Annotated in this window: 15 protein-coding genes; 12 read left to right on the top strand and 3 right to left on the bottom strand. The window is 62.1% G+C overall.

Annotated features, from left to right (window positions below; all coding sequences use genetic code 11):
• The first annotated feature begins 67 nt into the window (after window positions 1–67).
• The 12 genes from argS (at window position 68) to F3H58_RS14455 (ending at window position 14,749) form a co-directional block, all read left to right on the top strand.
• A complete protein-coding gene (argS, locus tag F3H58_RS14510; RefSeq protein WP_149742686.1) occupies window positions 68–1,825 on the top strand; it encodes an arginine--tRNA ligase in 1,758 nt (585 codons plus the stop codon).
• A 67-nt stretch (window positions 1,826–1,892) separates the two neighbouring features.
• Window positions 1,893–4,916, top strand: a complete 3,024-nt coding sequence (locus F3H58_RS14505; RefSeq protein WP_149742685.1) for an SPOR domain-containing protein — start codon at window positions 1,893–1,895, stop codon at window positions 4,914–4,916.
• Between the two features lie 247 nt (window positions 4,917–5,163).
• Entirely contained in the window at window positions 5,164–6,180 is a 1,017-nt protein-coding gene (nagZ, locus tag F3H58_RS14500; protein WP_149742684.1) for a beta-N-acetylhexosaminidase, read from the top strand.
• 58 nt (window positions 6,181–6,238) lie between these two features.
• Window positions 6,239–7,093: a segregation and condensation protein A gene (locus tag F3H58_RS14495; protein WP_149742683.1), complete on the top strand. Its 855-nt coding sequence runs from the start codon at window positions 6,239–6,241 to the stop codon at window positions 7,091–7,093.
• Window positions 7,077–7,811 carry an SMC-Scp complex subunit ScpB gene (scpB, locus tag F3H58_RS14490; RefSeq protein ID WP_137003629.1) on the top strand — a complete coding sequence of 245 codons (735 nt, stop codon included), beginning with the start codon at window positions 7,077–7,079 and terminating at the stop codon, window positions 7,809–7,811. The genes F3H58_RS14495 and scpB overlap by 17 nt, the downstream gene beginning before the upstream one ends.
• A gap of 128 nt (window positions 7,812–7,939) precedes the next feature.
• Window positions 7,940–8,146, top strand: coding sequence for a twin-arginine translocase TatA/TatE family subunit (locus F3H58_RS14485; RefSeq protein ID WP_003509722.1), 207 nt, complete (start codon window positions 7,940–7,942; stop codon window positions 8,144–8,146).
• Window positions 8,147–8,303: 157 nt separating this feature from the next.
• On the top strand, window positions 8,304–9,056 hold the full coding sequence (gene tatB / locus F3H58_RS14480) for a Sec-independent protein translocase protein TatB (RefSeq protein ID WP_149742682.1): 753 nt from the start codon (window positions 8,304–8,306) through the stop codon (window positions 9,054–9,056).
• Entirely contained in the window at window positions 9,053–9,856 is an 804-nt protein-coding gene (gene tatC, locus F3H58_RS14475; RefSeq protein WP_065655994.1) for a twin-arginine translocase subunit TatC, read from the top strand. Before tatB ends, tatC begins: the two co-directional genes overlap by 4 nt.
• A gap of 102 nt (window positions 9,857–9,958) precedes the next feature.
• Window positions 9,959–11,242 (top strand): serine--tRNA ligase, encoded by a 1,284-nt coding sequence (gene serS, locus F3H58_RS14470; protein ID WP_149742681.1) that lies wholly within the window; start codon window positions 9,959–9,961, stop codon window positions 11,240–11,242.
• 175 nt (window positions 11,243–11,417) lie between these two features.
• Window positions 11,418–12,188, top strand: coding sequence for a 5'/3'-nucleotidase SurE (gene surE, locus F3H58_RS14465; protein ID WP_065655992.1), 771 nt, complete (start codon window positions 11,418–11,420; stop codon window positions 12,186–12,188).
• Entirely contained in the window at window positions 12,185–12,838 is a 654-nt protein-coding gene (locus F3H58_RS14460) for a protein-L-isoaspartate(D-aspartate) O-methyltransferase (protein ID WP_003522731.1), read from the top strand. The genes surE and F3H58_RS14460 overlap by 4 nt, the downstream gene beginning before the upstream one ends.
• 345 nt (window positions 12,839–13,183) lie before the next feature.
• The gene (locus tag F3H58_RS14455; RefSeq protein WP_188128923.1) at window positions 13,184–14,749 is read left to right on the top strand and encodes a peptidoglycan DD-metalloendopeptidase family protein; all 1,566 of its coding nucleotides are present in this window, start codon (window positions 13,184–13,186) and stop codon (window positions 14,747–14,749) included.
• A 303-nt stretch (window positions 14,750–15,052) separates the two neighbouring features.
• Here F3H58_RS14455 and mobB read toward each other — a convergent pair whose 3' ends face one another.
• From mobB to F3H58_RS14440, 3 genes are read right to left on the bottom strand one after another with little or no spacing between them, the layout of a single operon-like run.
• On the bottom strand, window positions 15,053–15,568 hold the full coding sequence (mobB, locus tag F3H58_RS14450) for a molybdopterin-guanine dinucleotide biosynthesis protein B (RefSeq protein ID WP_149742679.1): 516 nt from the start codon (window positions 15,566–15,568) through the stop codon (window positions 15,053–15,055).
• Window positions 15,565–16,191 carry a molybdenum cofactor guanylyltransferase MobA gene (mobA, locus tag F3H58_RS14445; protein ID WP_149742678.1) on the bottom strand — a complete coding sequence of 209 codons (627 nt, stop codon included), beginning with the start codon at window positions 16,189–16,191 and terminating at the stop codon, window positions 15,565–15,567. The genes mobB and mobA overlap by 4 nt, the downstream gene beginning before the upstream one ends.
• On the bottom strand, window positions 16,188–17,387 hold the full coding sequence (locus F3H58_RS14440) for a multidrug effflux MFS transporter (RefSeq protein WP_078053076.1): 1,200 nt from the start codon (window positions 17,385–17,387) through the stop codon (window positions 16,188–16,190). The genes mobA and F3H58_RS14440 overlap by 4 nt, the downstream gene beginning before the upstream one ends.

Genomic DNA, 17,387 nt, shown 5'->3' with positions numbered 1-17,387 from the left:
GCGATCGCGAAGCCGACCCGGTTACAAGACCGGATATAAACAGAAGCCCTTCGCGCAGGTTGGAACGATGAACATTTTTGCTGATTTCGATACCAGGATCAAAAACGCGCTCGAGACCCTCGATCTCGTGAAAGAGAACCGCGAAAAGGTCGATTTCAGTCGAATTACCGTCGAATCCCCGCGCGATCTCAGCCACGGCGATGTCGCAACCAATGCCGCCATGGTGCTGGCGAAGCCGCTCGGCACCAATCCGCGCGCGCTTGCCGAACTCATCGTGCCGGCGCTTCAGGCGGATGGCGATGTCGATAGCGTCAATGTCGCCGGTCCCGGCTTCATCAATCTCAAGGTTTCGGTCGGTTACTGGCAGCGTCTTCTCGCTGACATGATCGGGCAGGGCATCGATTTCGGCCGCTCCACCATCGGTGCGGGCCAGAAGATCAACGTCGAATATGTTTCCGCCAATCCGACAGGCCCGATGCATGTCGGCCATTGCCGTGGCGCCGTCGTCGGCGACACGCTGGCGAACCTGCTCGCTTTTGCCGGTTATGGCGTTACCAAGGAATATTACATCAACGATGCCGGCTCGCAGATCGATGTGCTGGCCCGTTCGGTGTTCCTGCGTTACCGCGAGGCGCTGGGCGAAGATATCGGCACCATTCCGTCCGGCCTTTATCCCGGCGACTATCTCGTTCCCGTCGGCCAGGCGCTGGCGGATGAATATGGCATCAAGCTGCGCGCCATGCCCGAGGAAAAGTGGATGCCGATCGTCAAGGACAAGGCGATCGACGCGATGATGGCGATGATCCGCGAGGATCTGGCGCTGCTCAACGTCCGGCACGATGTGTTCTTCTCGGAGCGCACGCTGCATGAGGGCAATGGCGGTCCGATCCTCTCGGCCATCAACGACCTCACCTTCAAGGGCCATGTCTACAAGGGCACCCTGCCGCCGCCGAAGGGCGAATTGCCTGACGATTGGGAAGACCGCGAACAGACGCTGTTCCGCTCCACCGAGGTGGGCGACGACATGGACCGCGCGCTGATGAAGTCGGACGGTTCCTACACCTATTTCGCCGCCGACGTCGCTTATTTCAAGAACAAGTTCGACCGTGGTTTCTCCGAGATGATCTATGTGCTCGGCGCCGACCATGGCGGTTACGTGAAGCGGCTGGAAGCGGTTGCGCGCGCCGTCTCCGAAGGCAAGTCGAAACTGACGGTGCTTCTGTGCCAGCTCGTCAAGCTGTTCCGTGACGGCGAGCCGGTGAAGATGTCGAAGCGCTCCGGCGACTTCGTCACGCTGCGCGATGTTGTCGACGAAGTGGGTCGCGATCCGGTGCGATTCATGATGCTTTATCGGAAGAATTCCGAGCCGCTGGACTTCGATTTCGCGAAAGTGACCGAACAATCGAAGGATAATCCGGTTTTTTACGTGCAATATGCACATGCCCGTTCGATGTCGATCTTCCGGCAGGCGCAGGAAGCATTTCCGGGGCTTTCTCCTTCGGCTGAGGAGATGGCGGCCTCTGTTGCTTTGATTAGCGATATCAACGAGTTGCAGCTGGTTGCAAAGCTTGCGGAATATCCGCGCCTGATCGAATCGGCGGCCCTTTCGCACGAGCCGCACCGGCTTGCTTTTTACCTCTACGATCTCGCCAGTTCCTTCCATGGACACTGGAACAAGGGTAAAGACCAGCCGGAATTACGTTTTATTAACGATAAAAACCGAGAATTGAGCATTGCCAGACTTGGGCTGGTGAATGCTGTCGCAAATGTTTTGAGGTCCGGCCTTACGCTTTTAGGAGCGGACGCACCTGCTGAAATGCGATAACATATCACCAATTATTTGCTCACAATACGCTGGCAAGAGCTGCAATGCGTAGATGGTGGAACACGTAATGGTCGAAAAAAATGTCGCGTATAACCGGGACGCCCGGTCCGAAGGGTTCGCTGACAACGATCCTCTGGCAGAACTGGCGCGTATCGTCGGCTTCGAAGATCGTCCTTCGCATGCGGGTTCCGAGGCTGCGCCATCGGTGACCCGCCGCGAACCCGAATTCAATCTCGAAGATGAGCTTCTGAGGGAATTCGAGGTTTACGACGCACCGCACGCCGATCCGGTCGTTCTTGATCCGGCAAACGATGTCCGTGCGGGCATCCACCCCAAAGATTTCATGCAGCGTGTCGAATCGGTTTTCGCCCGCCGCGAGCCCGAGCTTGCGCCGGCGGATGAACCCGCGCCGGTGGCCGCATCCGCACCGGAGGTGATCGAAGAGCCGCTTCCGGAAGTCGATCAGGCCTATATTCACAACTACGTCGAAACGAGCACGCAGGACATTCGTGCGGATTTCCGCGACGATGCCTCGGCGGTGGCGGAAGTTTTCGATGTGCATTCGCGCCAGTCGCGTCCCGCCGAGCCGATGGTTTACCAGCCCGCCGCCCAGCAGTTGGCATGGGAAGAGCCGCAGGCCGCAGAACCCGCAGAGCCAGAATGGCACACGATGCCGGAGCTTCCGGCCGATGTTTCGAGCAACATTCACGCCGATGTTCATTCCTATGCGCCGGAGCCGCAGGCTTTCGATCTCGCCGATGAGGTGGAAATAGCTGTCGCCGAGGAGGCGCCCGCACCGGTTTCCGTGCGTCCGCCATCGCATGGCGGCCGTTCTTCGCTGGAATTTTCCAGCCTGCGGCTGCCCCTCGCCAACTTCGGCGCGCGCCGGGATGTTTCGGCCGCCGATCCGAAGCGGGTCGAACCGCGTTCCGAGCAGCAGCCTGCCGCAGCCCGTATCGAGCCGCAGGTCGAAGCCACGCCTGCCGTCGTGCAGGCGGAAGAGACCGCGCCGTCCTTTATGCCTCCGGTCGCCGAGACCTTTGCGCCTGCCGCAGAGCCTCTGGCGTTCGAGGCTGCCGGGAAGCCGGTAGCGAAACATCTCTCGCCGATGGACGAGCTGATTTACGACGTCGCGAAATATTCCATTCCCGGTCGCGGCGAAACACCGCTGGTGCAGGACGTTCCCGCTGCGCAGGCCGCGAAGGTGGAGCCGCCCGTGGTTGCCGCCGCGCCGGTGAAGGCAGCGCCGATTGTCGCTGCCGCGCCCGCAGCACCCGCTGAAGAACTTGATTTCACCGATTTCGCCGGCTTCAACGATGATGATTTCGAGCTTGCGCTCGACGATCTCGATCTTGATCTGGACCTGTCTGAAATTGCCGAGGCGGAAGTCGCGCCTGCGCCCGCACCGCAGCCCGTTCGTCAGCCGCCGGCCGCTCCGGTTGCCGCTGCTGCCGTTGCGCCGCAGCCGGTGAGGGAACAGCCGGCACCTCAGCCGCGCCCGGCTCCCGTTGCCGTTGCCGCACCCGTGGCCGCTGCTGCGGTTCAGCCGCGTCCGGCCGCCGCAGCACCGCAGCCGGCCGCGCCGCAGACGCTGGAAAGCCTGCCTTTCGATCCTTCGCAGATCGGCGAGACGGAAGAACATCCGGAAAACATCGTCGAGATGGACGTGCCGGAGCTGCCGGTCGGGGTTTTCGAACCCAAGCCGGCCGCGCGCCGCCATGAGGAAGATCTCGATATCGATACCGAGCTTGCGACGCTATTTGCACCTGCGGTTGCCGGCGGTCTCGACCGTCATAAGCACGCGGAAAACCGTGGCGCCGCTCAGGCGCGTCCCGTGCAGGCTGCGGAAGAGGCCGATGAATTCGAACGGGCGCTGGAAGAGGATTTCCGCCGCTCCATGCAGGAGGCTGCGGCTTCCCGTGGCAGCGCTCCGCGCGATGCCGAAAACACCTACGTCGACCATCAGGCGGCCTATCGTGAGGAAGATGAGCGCGGCGGTCGCCGCTGGATCATGCCGGTTGCCGCCGCAATCGGTCTGGTGCTGATCGGTGGCGGCGTTTACGCGCTGGTCTCCGGCGGTTCGTCCAGCACCGGTTCCAATGGCGCGCCGGTCATCATCTCCGCCGACAACGATCCGATGAAGGTCGTTCCGGAAAATCCGGGCGGTCGCGTTGTGCCGAACCAGGACAAGGCGGTTTATGACCGCGTGGCCGGCGGCAGCGCTGCCGATCCGAAGCAGCCGGCGCTGATTTCCAGCAACGAGCAGCCGGTGGATGTGGTTCAGCGCACGCTGATCCCCGAACAGTTGCCGCTGGAAGGCGAAAACGACGCGGATGTGGAAGCCGCCGGCACGCCGGTTGGCGAGACCGAGGATCCGCGTCTGCTTTCGCCGGAAGAAAAGGCCGCGCAGACTGAAGGTTCGGCTGCAACCGGCGTTTCGCCGCGCAAGGTCCGCACCATGATCGTCAAGCCTGACGGCACGCTGGTTGCCCAGGAAGTCGAGGTGCCGGCAGCCCAGCCGCCGAAGGCCGACAAGGTCGAGGAGCTTGCAGCGCCGCAGACCGCAAAGCCGGGTGAGGGCGCTCCCGCCGTCATCGCCGCATCGCGGGTTCCGGCTGCGCCGGAACAGGCTCAGCCCCAGGCAAATACGCCCGCCGCCGCCGCCAAGCCGGCAGCGCAGTCGGCAGCACCGCTTCCTGCGGCGCGTCCGTCCTCGCAGCCCGCCAATGTGGTGGCGACGGTGACCAATCAGGGCAATGTCCGTCCCGCCACCGCTCCGGCGCAGCCGCAGGCCGCGCAGCAGCAGACGGCAGCCGCGACGCCTGCAGCGACCAGCACGCCTTCTGCCGGTGGCTACTACATCCAGATCGCCTCGCTGCCGAGCCAGGCGGAAGCCCAGAAGTCCTACCAGAACATGTCGGCCAAGTTCGGCTCTGTCATCGGTGGACGCGGCGTCGACATCAAGGCCGCCGAAATCGCCGGCAAGGGCACGTTCTACCGCGTCCGCATCCCGGCGGGTGACAAGAACGAAGCCGTTGCGCTGTGCGAAAAGTTCCGCTCGGCCGGCGGTAGCTGCCTCGTGGCGCGGTGATAGAGGCCAATACGGCTTGTAAGATTGGGGTTGCCGTATAAGGCAACCCTTCTTTGGGCGGGGAAGGGTTTTCCCCGCACGCGACGTCATCCTCGGCCTTGTGCCAAGGATCTGCCAACGTTTCGCCAGCCGGTCGGTTGCAGATGCTCGGGACAGGCCCGAGCATGACGGCGGAGAGTTTGACACTCCTCCCCACGCCTTTCGGTACAAGGCCATTTCCCATTCCATTTCCTGCGAGCGTGACACCATGACCGATTGCAAAGCTATGATCCTCGGATGCAGCGGGCTTTCGCTGACTGCTGACGAGATTGCCCTTTACCGCGATGAGCAGCCCTGGGGCTTCATCCTGTTCGGGCGCAATATTGGCGAGCCGCAGCAGATCACCGATCTCGTCGCCGCCATGCGTGATGCCGTCGGGCGGCCAGATGCGCCGGTTCTGATCGATCAGGAGGGCGGGCGCGTGCAGCGTATCAAGCCGCCGATCCTGCAGGCCTATCCGAACGCCCGTATTCTCGGTGAAATCTATGAGCGTGACCGGGGGGCGGGTCTGCGCGCCGCCTGGTTGATGTCGCGCCTGCATGCTTTCGACCTCATGAAATTCGGCATCAATGTCGATTGCCTGCCGGTGCTCGATGTGCCGGTGGAGGGCGCCAGTAATGTCATCGGTAATCGCGCCTATGGCTACACGCCGACAATGGTAGCCGAGATCGGGCAGGCGGCGGCCGACGGGCTGAAGGCGGGCGGCATGCTGCCTGTCATGAAACATATGCCGGGCCATGGCCGCGGCATGGTGGATTCGCACCATGAACTGCCGGTCGTCGATGTGCCGCTCGATGAGCTGGACGCCCATGATTTCGTGCCGTTTCGGGCGCTGAACCGCGAATTGATGGCGATGAGCGCGCATCTGGTATTCAACGCCGTCGACCGCGAGCGGCCGGCGACGACCTCGCCGAAGGTGATCGAGGACATCATTCGCGGCCGGATCGGCTTTGACGGCCTGCTGATGTCCGACGACAGTTCCATGAATGCGCTGAAGGGCACGCTCGGTGAAAGAGCTGCGAATATTGTTGCGGGCGGCTGCGATATAGTCTTGCATTGCAACGGTGTGATGGGTGAAATGCTTCAGGTCGTGAAGGAGGTTCCCGTTCTTTCCGGCCGTTCGCTGGAACGGGTGCAGGCCGTGGAAGCGGGTTTCCCCGTTGCGGACCCTTCCGACGAAGCGGAGCTGAGAGCCGAATTCAACGCCATGTGGGCCGTTTCCTGACAGTCGGGCGGCGGCCCGTTACTCGGGACGACAGGCCGGACGCCCGGCGGATGGAACAATGGCCGCAGACAAGTCTCGCAATTCAACACCGATGGACAAGCTCTGGCAGGATGTAACGCCGGAGCGGCTGACGGGTGAGGCCGGGCTGGTCATCGATGTCGCGGGTTTCGAAGGCCCGCTCGATCTTCTGCTGCATCTTGCCCGCACGCAGAAGGTCGATCTGTCGCGCATTTCGGTGCTGGCGCTTGCCGAACAATATCTGCAATTCGTGGAAAGCGCGCGGCGCGTGCGCATCGAGCTTGCGGCCGATTATCTCGTCATGGCGGCGTGGCTCGCCTTTCTCAAATCCAAGCTCCTCATTCCGCAGCAATCCAAAGATGACGGTCCCTCGGGCGAGGAAATGGCCGCGACGCTGGCCTTCCGGCTGAAACGACTGGAGGCGATGCGCGAGGCGGCGGAACGCCTCGTCAACCGCGCCCAGCTCGGCCGCGATGTTTTTGCCCGTGGCGCGCCGGAGCATATTCCCCATATCAACCGCTCGGCCTATGAGGCCAATCTCTACGATCTCCTGAGCGCCTATGCCAATCTGCGGCAGCGTCAGGCGATTACCCAGGTCACCATTGAAAAACGGCAGGTCTGGTCGCTTGTCGAGGCACGTGAGCTTCTGACCCACCTCCTCGGCGATGTCGGGGAATGGACCGTGCTCGATCAATATCTGCTGCAATATGTGCCTGATCCCGCCATGCGGGTGACGGCGATTGCCAGCGCCTTTGCCGCCTCGCTGGAGCTGGTGCGCGAGGGCTCGCTGCAAATCCGGCAGGAGGGCGCTTTCCAGCCCATTTATATGCGCAAGGGTGGACGAGACGACCGTGCGGTGAATGCCGAAAGGACTGACAATGATGAACGACGATGAGACCGCCGAGGCCACCATCGCGGCCGAAGGGGCAGAACCCGAAACCACGGTATTTTCCGAGCGCCAGCTGAGGGAGGCCGAGCGGATCGCCGAGGCCCTGGTCTTTGCCTCGTCCGAGCCGGTTTCCGTGGCCTTCATCGCCGAGCGCCTGCCGCGCGGCATGGATGTCGTCGCCATTCTGCAGCATCTCAAGGTTCTTTATGCGGAGCGGGGCGTCAATCTCGTGCAGGTGGGCGGGCAATGGGCTTTTCGCACCGCCGGTGATCTTTCCTTCGTCATCCGCGCCGAGGAAAAGGAGCCGAAGAAGCTGTCGCGCGCGGCGCTGGAAGTTCTGGCGATTATCGCATATCATCAACCGGTGACACGCGCCGAAATCGAGGAAATCCGCGGCGTGCAGACCTCGCGCGGCACGCTTGACGTGCTGATGGAGGCGGGCTGGGTCAGGTTCCGTGGCCGCAGGCGTACCCCCGGCCGGCCGGTGACGATCGGCACCACGGTGGAGTTTCTCGATCACTTCGGCCTTGAGGAACTGCGCGATCTGCCGGGCCTTGAGGAGCTGAAGGGTGCGGGGCTGCTTTCGGGCCGCATTCCCTCCAATTTCGGCGTTCCTCTGCCGATGATGAGCGACGAATTGCGTGAGGACGAAGACCCGATCACGCAGCTCGATCTCGAGGAACTGGGCCTGCTTGCGCCGGGCGGCGGCGATGGCGACGACTGATATCGCCATCCTGTTGGCGGGGCCACGAAAACTTTATGCGCACTCGCTGTTGAAGCGACGATTTGTCGTTTGAAAAAGCCTTTCAAACGTCTTACATCGTCTGAAAGCGAAATTCAGGAGTTTCAGTTATGGGTTCTTTTAGTGTGTGGCATTGGCTCATCGTGCTGGTGATCGTTCTCGTCCTCTTCGGACGCGGCAAGATCCCGGAATTGATGGGCGATGTCGCAAAGGGCATCAAGAGCTTCAAGAAGGGCATGGCTGACGAAGACCAGACGCCGCCGCCGGCCGATGCCAACACGAAGACCGTCGACCACAAGGCTGACGAGATCAAGTAAGCGGCCTGTCGCCGCTTGGTGTGGGACTGGCGCTAGAGCGCCGTGCGTTCCTTCGGACGCCCAAGGACGCTCTGCCACTTGTATGTTGCGCATCGTTCCGGTCGAAAATCGATTCTGATTTTTGGGGCCGATGCGCTAGGGTCTCGGGAGCATATTGATGTTAGATATCGGCTGGAGCGAGCTTCTGGTGATTGCGGTCGTGTTGATCGTGGTCGTCGGGCCGAAGGACTTGCCGCCCATGATCCGCGCTTTCGGCAAGACGATGGCCGGCCTTCGCAAGATGGCGGGGGATTTCCGCACCCAGTTCGACGAGGCCCTCAAAGAGGCCGACATGGACGATGTGCGTCAGACCATCTCCGATGTCCGCAATCTCAACCCGACCAATTCGCTGCGCGATGCGATGAACCCGCTTCGCCAGCTTGGCAATGAGATTAAGTCCGATCTGCAGAAGGCGACCACTCCGCCGGACGGCCTGTCTTCCACCCAAGCGCCCGTCACGAGCGAGCCGGTTGCGCCGCTGGTCAGCGTGCCCGAGCCGGAGATGAAGCTGCCGGATGCGCCGCCTGTTGTCGCCGCATCCGCCGCGCCGGTCGCCGCAGCTGTCGCTGCGGAGGAGAAGCCGAAGCGCGCGCGGGCGAAATCGATTGCGACCGTGGAGGCCGAAGCGGTTGCCGCCAAGCCCAAACGCGCCGCCCGCAGCAAGGCCGCAGCGGCAACGCCCGAAACCGCCCCGGTCGTTAAAACTGCCGCGAAAACCAGTGAGCCCGCCGTTTCCAATCCTACCATGAAGGCCGTCGCCAAAAAGGCGGCCGTCAGGAAGTCTGCCGCAGACATGGCGGGCGCGGCCGAGACCAAGCCGGCGAAAACGGCAAGAACCAAGGCCGCAAAGCCCAAAAAGGATGAAGCATGAGCGGGGATATCGAGGACAAGCCGCAGCCGCTTATTGAGCATCTCATGGAGTTGCGCACGCGGCTGATCTGGGCGCTCGGCGCGTTCTTCGTCGCCTTCATCGCCTGTTTCGCCGTTGCCAAGCACCTGTTCAACCTGCTCGTCATTCCTTACAAATGGGCGGTTCTGTGGGCGGGTCTCGATGTCACGAAATCGTCGCTGATCTATACCGCGCCGCAGGAATTCTTCTTCACGCAGATCAAGGTCGCCATGTTCGGCGCGATGGTGATTTCGTTTCCGGTGGTCGCCTCGCAGCTCTATAAATTCGTGGCGCCCGGGCTCTACAAGAACGAACGGGCGGCTTTCCTGCCGTTCCTCATCGCGTCGCCGATCCTTTTCCTGATCGGTGCGGCGCTCGTCTATTTCTTCTTCACGCCCATGGTCATGTGGTTCTTCCTCGCCATGCAGCAATTGCCCGAGGATGGCGAGGTGGCGATTTCGCTGATGCCGAAGGTGTCGGAATATCTCAGCCTCATCATGACGCTGGTTCTCTCCTTCGGTCTGGTGTTCCAGCTGCCTGTCGTCACCACGCTTCTGGCGCGCGTTGGGCTTTTGACCAGCGACTGGCTGCGGGAAAAGCGCAAGTTCGCGATCGTCCTCGCCTTCGTGGTCGCCGCCGTGCTGACGCCGCCGGATCCCATGTCCCAGATCGGTCTTGCGCTGCCTGCGATCATTCTCTACGAGATTTCCATCTACATGGCTCGACTCGTGGAGAGGAAACGTGCGGCAGAATCCGCAAGCACGGAGCTGGAGGAGACCTGACATTCTTGAAGGTCTCGCCGCTCACGACATTTCCTCGCGCCGGGCTCACGCCCGGCGTTTTGCTGTAAAACACGGACGATGCAACAACGGTCTGGAACGACGATGCACGACATTAAATGGATACGCGAAAACCCCGAAGCTTTCGATGCGGCGCTTGCACGCCGAGGTGCGGAGCCTGCCGCCAGCGGCCTGATCGCGCTCGATGAAAAGCGCCGTTCCGTCATCCAGTCCCTGCAGGACATGCAGTCGCGCCGCAATGCCGCCTCCAAGGAAATCGGCGCCGCCATGGCGCAGAAGAACATGGAGCTTGCCGAAAAGCTTAAAGCCGAAGTCGCCGATCTCAAGGAAAACATGCCGCGCGCGGAGGAGGAGGATCGTCAGGTCACCGCCGAGCTCAACGATGCCCTGTCGCGCCTGCCCAACATGCCCTTCGACGACGTGCCCGATGGCAATGACGAGCATGACAATGTGGTGACCCGCGTGGTCGGCCAGAAGCCCGGCTGGAACCATGGGGCGAGGGAACACTTCGATATCGGCGAAGCGCTCGGCTATATGGATTTCGAGCGCGCCGCCAAGCTTTCCGGCTCGCGCTTCACCGTGCTGACCAGCCAGCTCGCGCGTCTGGAACGGGCGCTCGGCCAGTTCATGATCGACCTCCACACCGGCGAACACGGTTATACCGAAGTGTCTTCGCCGCTGATGGTGCGCGACGAGGCGATGTTCGGCACCGGCCAATTGCCGAAGTTTACCGAGGACCTGTTCAGGACCACGGATGGCCGCTGGCTGATCCCGACAGCGGAAGTGACGCTGACCAATCTCGTCTCCGGTGAAATTCTCGACCAGGAGAAGCTGCCGCTGCGCTTCACGGCGCTGACGCCGTCCTTCCGTTCGGAAGCGGGCTCGGCCGGCCGCGACACGCGCGGCATGCTGCGCCAGCACCAGTTCTGGAAGTGCGAGCTCGTCTCCATTACCGATGCGGAAAGCGCCGTTGCCGAACATGAGCGCATGACGGCCTGCGCCGAAGAGGTGCTGAAGCGCCTCGGCCTGCATTTCCGCACCATGACGCTCTGCACCGGCGATATGGGCTTCAGCGCCCGCAAGACCTACGATTTGGAAGTGTGGCTGCCCGGGCAGAACACCTATCGCGAAATTTCGTCCTGCTCGGTCTGCGGCGATTTCCAGGCGCGGCGCATGAATGCGCGTTATCGCGGCAAGGACGACAAGGCGACGAAGTTCGTGCACACGCTGAACGGCTCCGGCACGGCTGTCGGCCGCTGCCTGATCGCGGTTCTCGAAAATTATCTGAACGAGGACGGTTCCGTCACAATTCCAGACGTGCTGCTGCCCTATATGGGCGGTCTGAAGCGGATTGAGAAGGCGGTTTGAGATTCGACGATGCCGTCATGCCGGACTTGATCCGGCATCCAGCCAGCCCAAGTCTTTGGGCTGGAAGGACTCTTACCGCCGCGCGGACGCGCGTCGACTGGATGCCGGATCAAGTCCGGCATGACGGTTGAGGGAGTGCTCCGTACCTGAACGAAATGAATAGCGGGAGGAAAACATGCGGATTTTGCTGACCAATGACGACGGTATCCACGCCGAAGGTCTGGCCGTGCTGGAGCGTATCGCCCGCACGCTGTCCGACGATGTCTGGATCGTCGCGCCGGAGACCGACCAGAGCGGTCTCGCGCACTCGCTGACCCTGTCCGAACCGCTGCGTCTGCGAAAAGTTTCCGACAAGCATTTCGCGCTGCGCGGCACGCCGACTGATTGCGTCATCATGGGCATTCGCGAAGTCCTGCCGGAAAAGCCGGATCTCGTGCTCTCCGGCGTCAATGCCGGTGCCAACATGGCCGATGACGTGACCTATTCCGGCACCATTGCCGGCGCCATCGAAGGCACGCTGCAGGGCGTGCGCTCCTTTGCGCTCAGCCAGGCCTTCAGCCACGTCGACGGCCGCGTCGTGCCGTGGGAAGTCGCCGAGACCTATGCGCCGGACCTCCTGCGCAAGCTGATGAATGTGGAACTGCCTGATGGCACCTTCCTCAATCTGAATTTCCCAAATTGCGCGCCCAAGGATGTGCAGGGCGTTTCGGTAACCGGGCAGGGCAAGCTCGATTTCGGCCTGACGGTGGAAGAACGTCAGGATGGCCGCGGTTTTCCCTATTATTGGCTGCGCTTCGGCGAGCGTCTCGGCACCTTCCGTGAAGGCACCGATATCCACGCTTTGAAACATGGCAAGATTTCCGTCACGCCGCTTAAGCTTGACCTGACGGACTACACGGTGAAGGATCGGGTTGCGCAAGCACTTGGATTCGGAGTCGCCGATTGAAATCCGCAATGGTCGAAAAGGAAGGTTTTGCCGCTCTCGTTCTCCGCTTAAGGGGCGAGGGGATTTCCGATCTCGACCTTCTGACGGCGGTCGAGCAGACGCCGCGCTCCAAATTCGTGCCGCCGCAATTTGCGGCGGACGCCTATTCCAGCCGCACGATCCCGATCGACTGCGGCGCCTTCATGGAAGGCGCCGACATGGCGGTGAAGATTCTTGCCCGCCTGCAGCTGAAACCCGGCCAGCGCGTGCTGGAAATCGGCACGGGCAGCGGTTTCATGACCGCTATCATCGCGCGCCGGGTGGAGCGCGTTTTTTCGCTGGAGCGTTACAAGACGCTGGTGCAGCAGGCGCAGAACTGTCTCGACGATCTTTCCATCCGCAATGTCGTCATCCGCCAGGCGGATGGCAGCAACGGCCTCGTGGGCGAGGGCACCTTCGACCGAATCGTTTCCACCGCCGCCTTCACCACCATGCCCCGCTTCTTTGCCGAACAGATCGTTTCGGGCGGCATGATGATCGCGCCGATCATTCTCGAAGACGAGCGTTGCGTGATGACGCGCTTCTCCAAGACCGGCAGCCGCTTCGAGAAGGAAGAGCTGTTCGAGGCGCCTTATCTGCCGCTCAGCACCCATATTGCGCGTCATTTGTGACAAAATGAAAATTTTGGAGACATTCTATTTTTGTCTCCTAATGTTCTGAATTGCCGCAACTATCTGATTTTCAATATCATTATTGTATCAACATGACGCATCCGGTTTTCGTCATGGTTATCGAAGTGTCAAAAAAGCGCCGAACGGCTTAACGTTTTAACGGCGTGGTAACACTAACGCGCTTTAATCATAAACATCGACGCATGGTTTTCCCCACCTCGGGAAATGGGCCTTGCAAGAAGTGAAATTTGTGCCGGATCGATCTCGATGCGGCGGGTTGGCGTCAGTGTAGATCGAGTCATGCGTATGAGACATTCGTCTAAAATCGGAAAATCAGTCGCAAAAATGTTCGCAGCGGCATTGCTGGCAAGCGTCGCAACGGGCTGTAGCTCGGATGCAACGCGGTTCAGCGGCCTCTTTTCCAGTGGACCGGATCAGATGACCACGGCGTCAATTCCTGCCCGTCAGGGCGGCGGTGCTTACGGGCAGGCCCCGGTTCCGCAGGGCGACATGAATGGCGGTTACGCCTCTGCCGCACCGCAGGGCGGTTATGCCAACCAGAACATGGCGGGCAATTCCTATCCGCAGTCGGGTGGTTATGGCGGCGTTCAGCCTTCCACGGCCCGCTCGGCTTCGGCCTCTCCGGTGCAGCGTTCCGAGCTGTCGGCGCCGACGGCGGTGGCAAGCCGCGATCCGTCGACCCGCAACGAAGCCATGGCCCAGCCTTTCCCGTCAGCTCAGCCCAAGGCCGCGCCGTCGCTTGCTGCGCCCGCCCGGCAGGCTGCCGCTCCCGTTGCCGACAATCTGACGACCGCAACCGTTCGTTCCGACAAGAATGGCTGGCACACCGATGGCGCTTCCTCCGTGACCCTGCGTCCCGGCGAAAGCATCGCGACCCTCTCCAACCGCTACGGCGTTCCGGAAAAGGAACTGCTGCGCGTCAACGGTCTGAAGACCGCTTCCGCCGCGCAGGCCGGCCAGTCGATCCTCATTCCGAAGTTCGGTCAGGTCCGCAATGCCGCCAAGGACGCGGCCGGCGATATCGCACTCAACCGCAATGGCGACCAGCCGACTCCGCTGCGTAGTCCTGAAGGGAACGTGGCCGTGCTGCCGTCGCAGGCCGCCGCCCGTGACAAGGTTTCCTCCGAGACCGGCAAGCTGACGCCTCCCGGCGGCAAGCCGCTGCCGCCCACCGGCGGCTACAAGGTTCAGCCGGGCGATAGCCTGGCGAAGATCGCCCGCGAAAACGGCGTGTCGGTCGCTGCCCTCAAGGCGGCAAACGGTCTCAGCAACGAAAGCATCCGCGTCGGCCAGACGCTCAACATGCCGGGCGCTTCGACGGATGCCATCAAGACGGCTTCCGTTCCCGCCAAGGAAGCGGCCAAGCCGGTCGAAACCGCATCGGCCAAGCCTGAGCCATACAAGGCACCGGCTGCCGCCGCGGCTCCGACTGCGCCCGCCACACCGGCCACCGCCAGTGTCAGCGACATCGAAAAGAAGGCCGACATGGCTTCCGTCGCACCGGAATCCACGGGCATCGGCAAATATCGCTGGCCGGTTCGCGGCGCGGTCATCAACAATTTCGGCGACAATGTCGAAGGCAGCCGCAACGATGGCATCAACATCTCCGTTCCGGAAGGCACGCCGATCAAGGCCGCCGAAAACGGCGTGGTCATCTATGCGGGCAATGGCCTCAAGCAGCTCGGCAACACGGTTCTCGTCCGTCATGACGACGGCAAGGTCACCGTTTACGGCAACGCCGCCAATCTCGACGTGCAGCGCGGCCAGAAGGTCCAGCGTGGTCAGACAATCGCCACATCGGGCATGACCGGCAGCGCCAAGCGTCCGCAAGTTCACTTCGAAGTTCGCAAGGATGCGACGCCGGTGAACCCCTCCAGTTTCCTTGAATAGGTATTGCGTCTCAAGGAATGATGAAGCCGGGTGAAGAGCCCGGCTTTTTCATTTTTGGGGTGCGTTTTCGCGGGAGATTGCGTCGTCGCTGCGGCAGGCGTTGTGGGTTTCGGCTTCATGGCACATCTCCTCCGTCATGCCGGACCTGATCCGGCATCCAGCCGACGCGCGTCTGCGCGGCGAGAAGGACTCCTTTCAGCCCAAGGATTTGGGCTGGCTGGATACCCGCTCAAGGCCGGTATGACGGAAGTGGGGAGGGAGCCCGGACGAGGAAGGAGGAAGTCATTCCGTTCCAATGCCTGTTCATGCCCTCACCAGCCCCACCGTCTTCTCGATGAAATCGGCAATCGTCGCGGTATCATCGAGATCGAAAACGGGGAGGGTCGTGTCCGTTACCGCATGATCTGCGGCAATGGCGACGATATGCGGATCGAGCGGCGCAAGCGGTTCGGTCTTGGCGGCCTCCAGCCGGCGTGCTTCGATCTTCGGCACCGGCTCGTATTTGTAGCCTTCGATCAGCACCAGATCGCAGGGGGCGAGGCGGGCGAGGATATCCTCGAAGGAGGGTTCCGGTTCGCCGCGCAATTCATGCATGATGGCGAAGCGGGTGCCGGAAACGATGGTGACCTCGTGTGCACCGGCCTGGCGGTGACGCCAGCTATCCGCGCCGACCTTGTCGATATCGAAATCATGATGGGCGTGCTTGATGGTGGAGACGCGGTAGCCGCGCGCCGTCAGCTCGGTGACGATACGGACCGCAAGGCCGGTCTTGCCCGAGTTCTTCCAGCCGGCGATGCCGAAGACCTTTTGTGCCGTCATGATTGCAGGTTCTCCAGATAGCTGCGCGCCAGCGCCAGTTCATCCGGCGTGTTGATGTTGAAGAACGGATCGAGGCTGCCCTTTGCCGTTTCCAGCGGCGGGAAGGCCACGCCGAGGGTGACATGGCGGGCGAGATAGGCGCGGATGCGCCGGTTCGCATCGTTCTTCAGCCACGCCTCGAGATCGTCGGCCAGCGCCAGCGGCCACAGCGCAAAAACCGGGTGAAGCTGGCCGCTGGAGGCGGCGATGACGATTGCATTGTCCGACAGGTGTTCGCAAAGCCGCGCCACGAGATCGTCCGGGAAAAACGGGCTGTCGGCGGGCGCCGTCAGGAAGTGGCTCGCCGCATCCCCGCGGTGCTGGAAATGGCGCATGCCGGCCAGAATACCCGCAAGCGGCCCGGCATGGCCGTTCAGCGTATCGGGCAGCAGCGGCAGGCCGAAACTCTCCGCCCAGCCAGTGGCCGCGTTGATGGTGACATCTGAGACCTGCGGCGTGATGCGGCTGATGACATGGGAGATGAGGGGCGCATCGCCCAGCTGCACCATCGCCTTGTTGCTGCCCATGCGCCGCGAAAGCCCGCCGGCGAGCACGAGACCGGGTATTTCGAATGGGGCCCTCATTCCCGCTTTTCCTGCAGCCTTACGACATAGGTGGTGAGGAGGGCGACAAGGCCGGTCGCCAGCATCACCAGAAGAAGCGGCCAGGTTCCGTCCTCCCTGGACAGGACCGAGGAGGCGAGCACCGAGAGGGCTGCGCCGCCGCCGATGGTCATCGCGCCGCCGAGGCCGGAGGCGGAGCCGGCCAGATGCGGCTGGACGCTGACCATGCCGGCATTGGCGCTTGGCAGTGTCACGCCGTTGCCGACGCCGATCAAGGCGAGCGGCACGAAAAACGCATAGGCGCTTTCCGCCCCGGCGGAGATCAGCAGCATGGTCGTGGCGATGCCCGCAATGGCGATGACATTGCCCGACAGCATCATGCGGGTAATGCCGATTTCGCTGGCATAACGGCCGGAGATGAAGTTGCCGAGCATGTAACCGCTGGCCATGAAGAAGAATTGCAGGCCGAGCATGGCCGGCGCAAGCCCGTAAAGCACGCTGCCGACAAAGGGCGCACCGCCGAGGAAGGAGAAGAACATGCCCGATGAGAAGGTCGAGGTCAGCGCATAACCCCAAAACAGCGGCGAGCGCAGCAGTTCCGGCCAGGCGTGAAACTGCTGCGAAAAGCTCGCCGACTTATTGTGGTTGGTTTCGCCGAGATCGAACCAGGCGAGCACCAGAATGCCGACGCCGAGCAGGGAGAGGAGGGCAAAGCTCGACTGCCAGCCGGAAATGTCGTTAAGCAACCCGCCAACCGTCGGCCCCACCATCGGTACCACGGACATGCCCATGGTCACGTAGCCGATCATCGAGGCCGCCTGTTCCATCGGCACCATGTCGCGCACGATGGCGCGCGCCAGCACGAAGCCGGAAACGACGGCCGCCTGCGCGACGCGCCCGATCATGAAGACGGTGATATTGGGCGCCAGCATGCAGACGAGCGTTGCGACGATCATGATGGCGATGCTCGCCAGCATGACCGGGCGGCGTCCGAAGAGATCGGAAAGCGGGCCGATGATGAGCTGCAGGCAGGCGGTGGCGGCAAGATAACCCGAAACGGCAAATTGCATCACCGCGTAGTCGGTCTCGAAATAAACCGCCATGGCCGCAAGCGAGGGCAGAAACACATTCATGCACAGCGCCGCAACGCCGGCGATGACGACCAGCGTGATGATGTGGGGCGGGGTGGTCCTGTCGAGAAAACGGCCGCTGTTCAT

The sequence above is a fragment of the Rhizobium sp. NFACC06-2 genome, assembly GCF_900101425.1.
Lineage (GTDB): Bacteria > Pseudomonadota > Alphaproteobacteria > Rhizobiales > Rhizobiaceae > Agrobacterium > Agrobacterium leguminum.
Note: the sequence above shows the minus strand (reverse complement) of the source record. Positions and strands in the feature narration are given on the sequence as shown.

Excerpts from the sequence above, each read along its gene's own strand:
- scpB (WP_137003629.1), top strand. The coding sequence starts at position 7,077 with ATGATGAACGACGATGAGACCGCCGAGGCCACCATCGCGGCCGAAGGG.
- F3H58_RS14455 (WP_188128923.1), top strand. The coding sequence starts at position 13,184 with ATGTTCGCAGCGGCATTGCTGGCAAGCGTCGCAACGGGCTGTAGCTCG.
- tatB (WP_149742682.1), top strand. The coding sequence starts at position 8,304 with ATGTTAGATATCGGCTGGAGCGAGCTTCTGGTGATTGCGGTCGTGTTG.
- F3H58_RS14495 (WP_149742683.1), top strand. The coding sequence starts at position 6,239 with ATGGCCGCAGACAAGTCTCGCAATTCAACACCGATGGACAAGCTCTGG.
- nagZ (WP_149742684.1), top strand. The coding sequence starts at position 5,164 with ATGACCGATTGCAAAGCTATGATCCTCGGATGCAGCGGGCTTTCGCTG.
- serS (WP_149742681.1), top strand. The coding sequence starts at position 9,959 with ATGCACGACATTAAATGGATACGCGAAAACCCCGAAGCTTTCGATGCG.
- surE (WP_065655992.1), top strand. The coding sequence starts at position 11,418 with ATGCGGATTTTGCTGACCAATGACGACGGTATCCACGCCGAAGGTCTG.
- F3H58_RS14440 (WP_078053076.1), bottom strand. The coding sequence starts at position 17,387 with ATGAACAGCGGCCGTTTTCTCGACAGGACCACCCCGCCCCACATCATC.
- mobA (WP_149742678.1), bottom strand. The coding sequence starts at position 16,191 with ATGAGGGCCCCATTCGAAATACCCGGTCTCGTGCTCGCCGGCGGGCTT.
- argS (WP_149742686.1), top strand. The coding sequence starts at position 68 with ATGAACATTTTTGCTGATTTCGATACCAGGATCAAAAACGCGCTCGAG.
- F3H58_RS14485 (WP_003509722.1), top strand. The coding sequence starts at position 7,940 with ATGGGTTCTTTTAGTGTGTGGCATTGGCTCATCGTGCTGGTGATCGTT.
- F3H58_RS14505 (WP_149742685.1), top strand. The coding sequence starts at position 1,893 with ATGGTCGAAAAAAATGTCGCGTATAACCGGGACGCCCGGTCCGAAGGG.
- tatC (WP_065655994.1), top strand. The coding sequence starts at position 9,053 with ATGAGCGGGGATATCGAGGACAAGCCGCAGCCGCTTATTGAGCATCTC.
- mobB (WP_149742679.1), bottom strand. The coding sequence starts at position 15,568 with ATGACGGCACAAAAGGTCTTCGGCATCGCCGGCTGGAAGAACTCGGGC.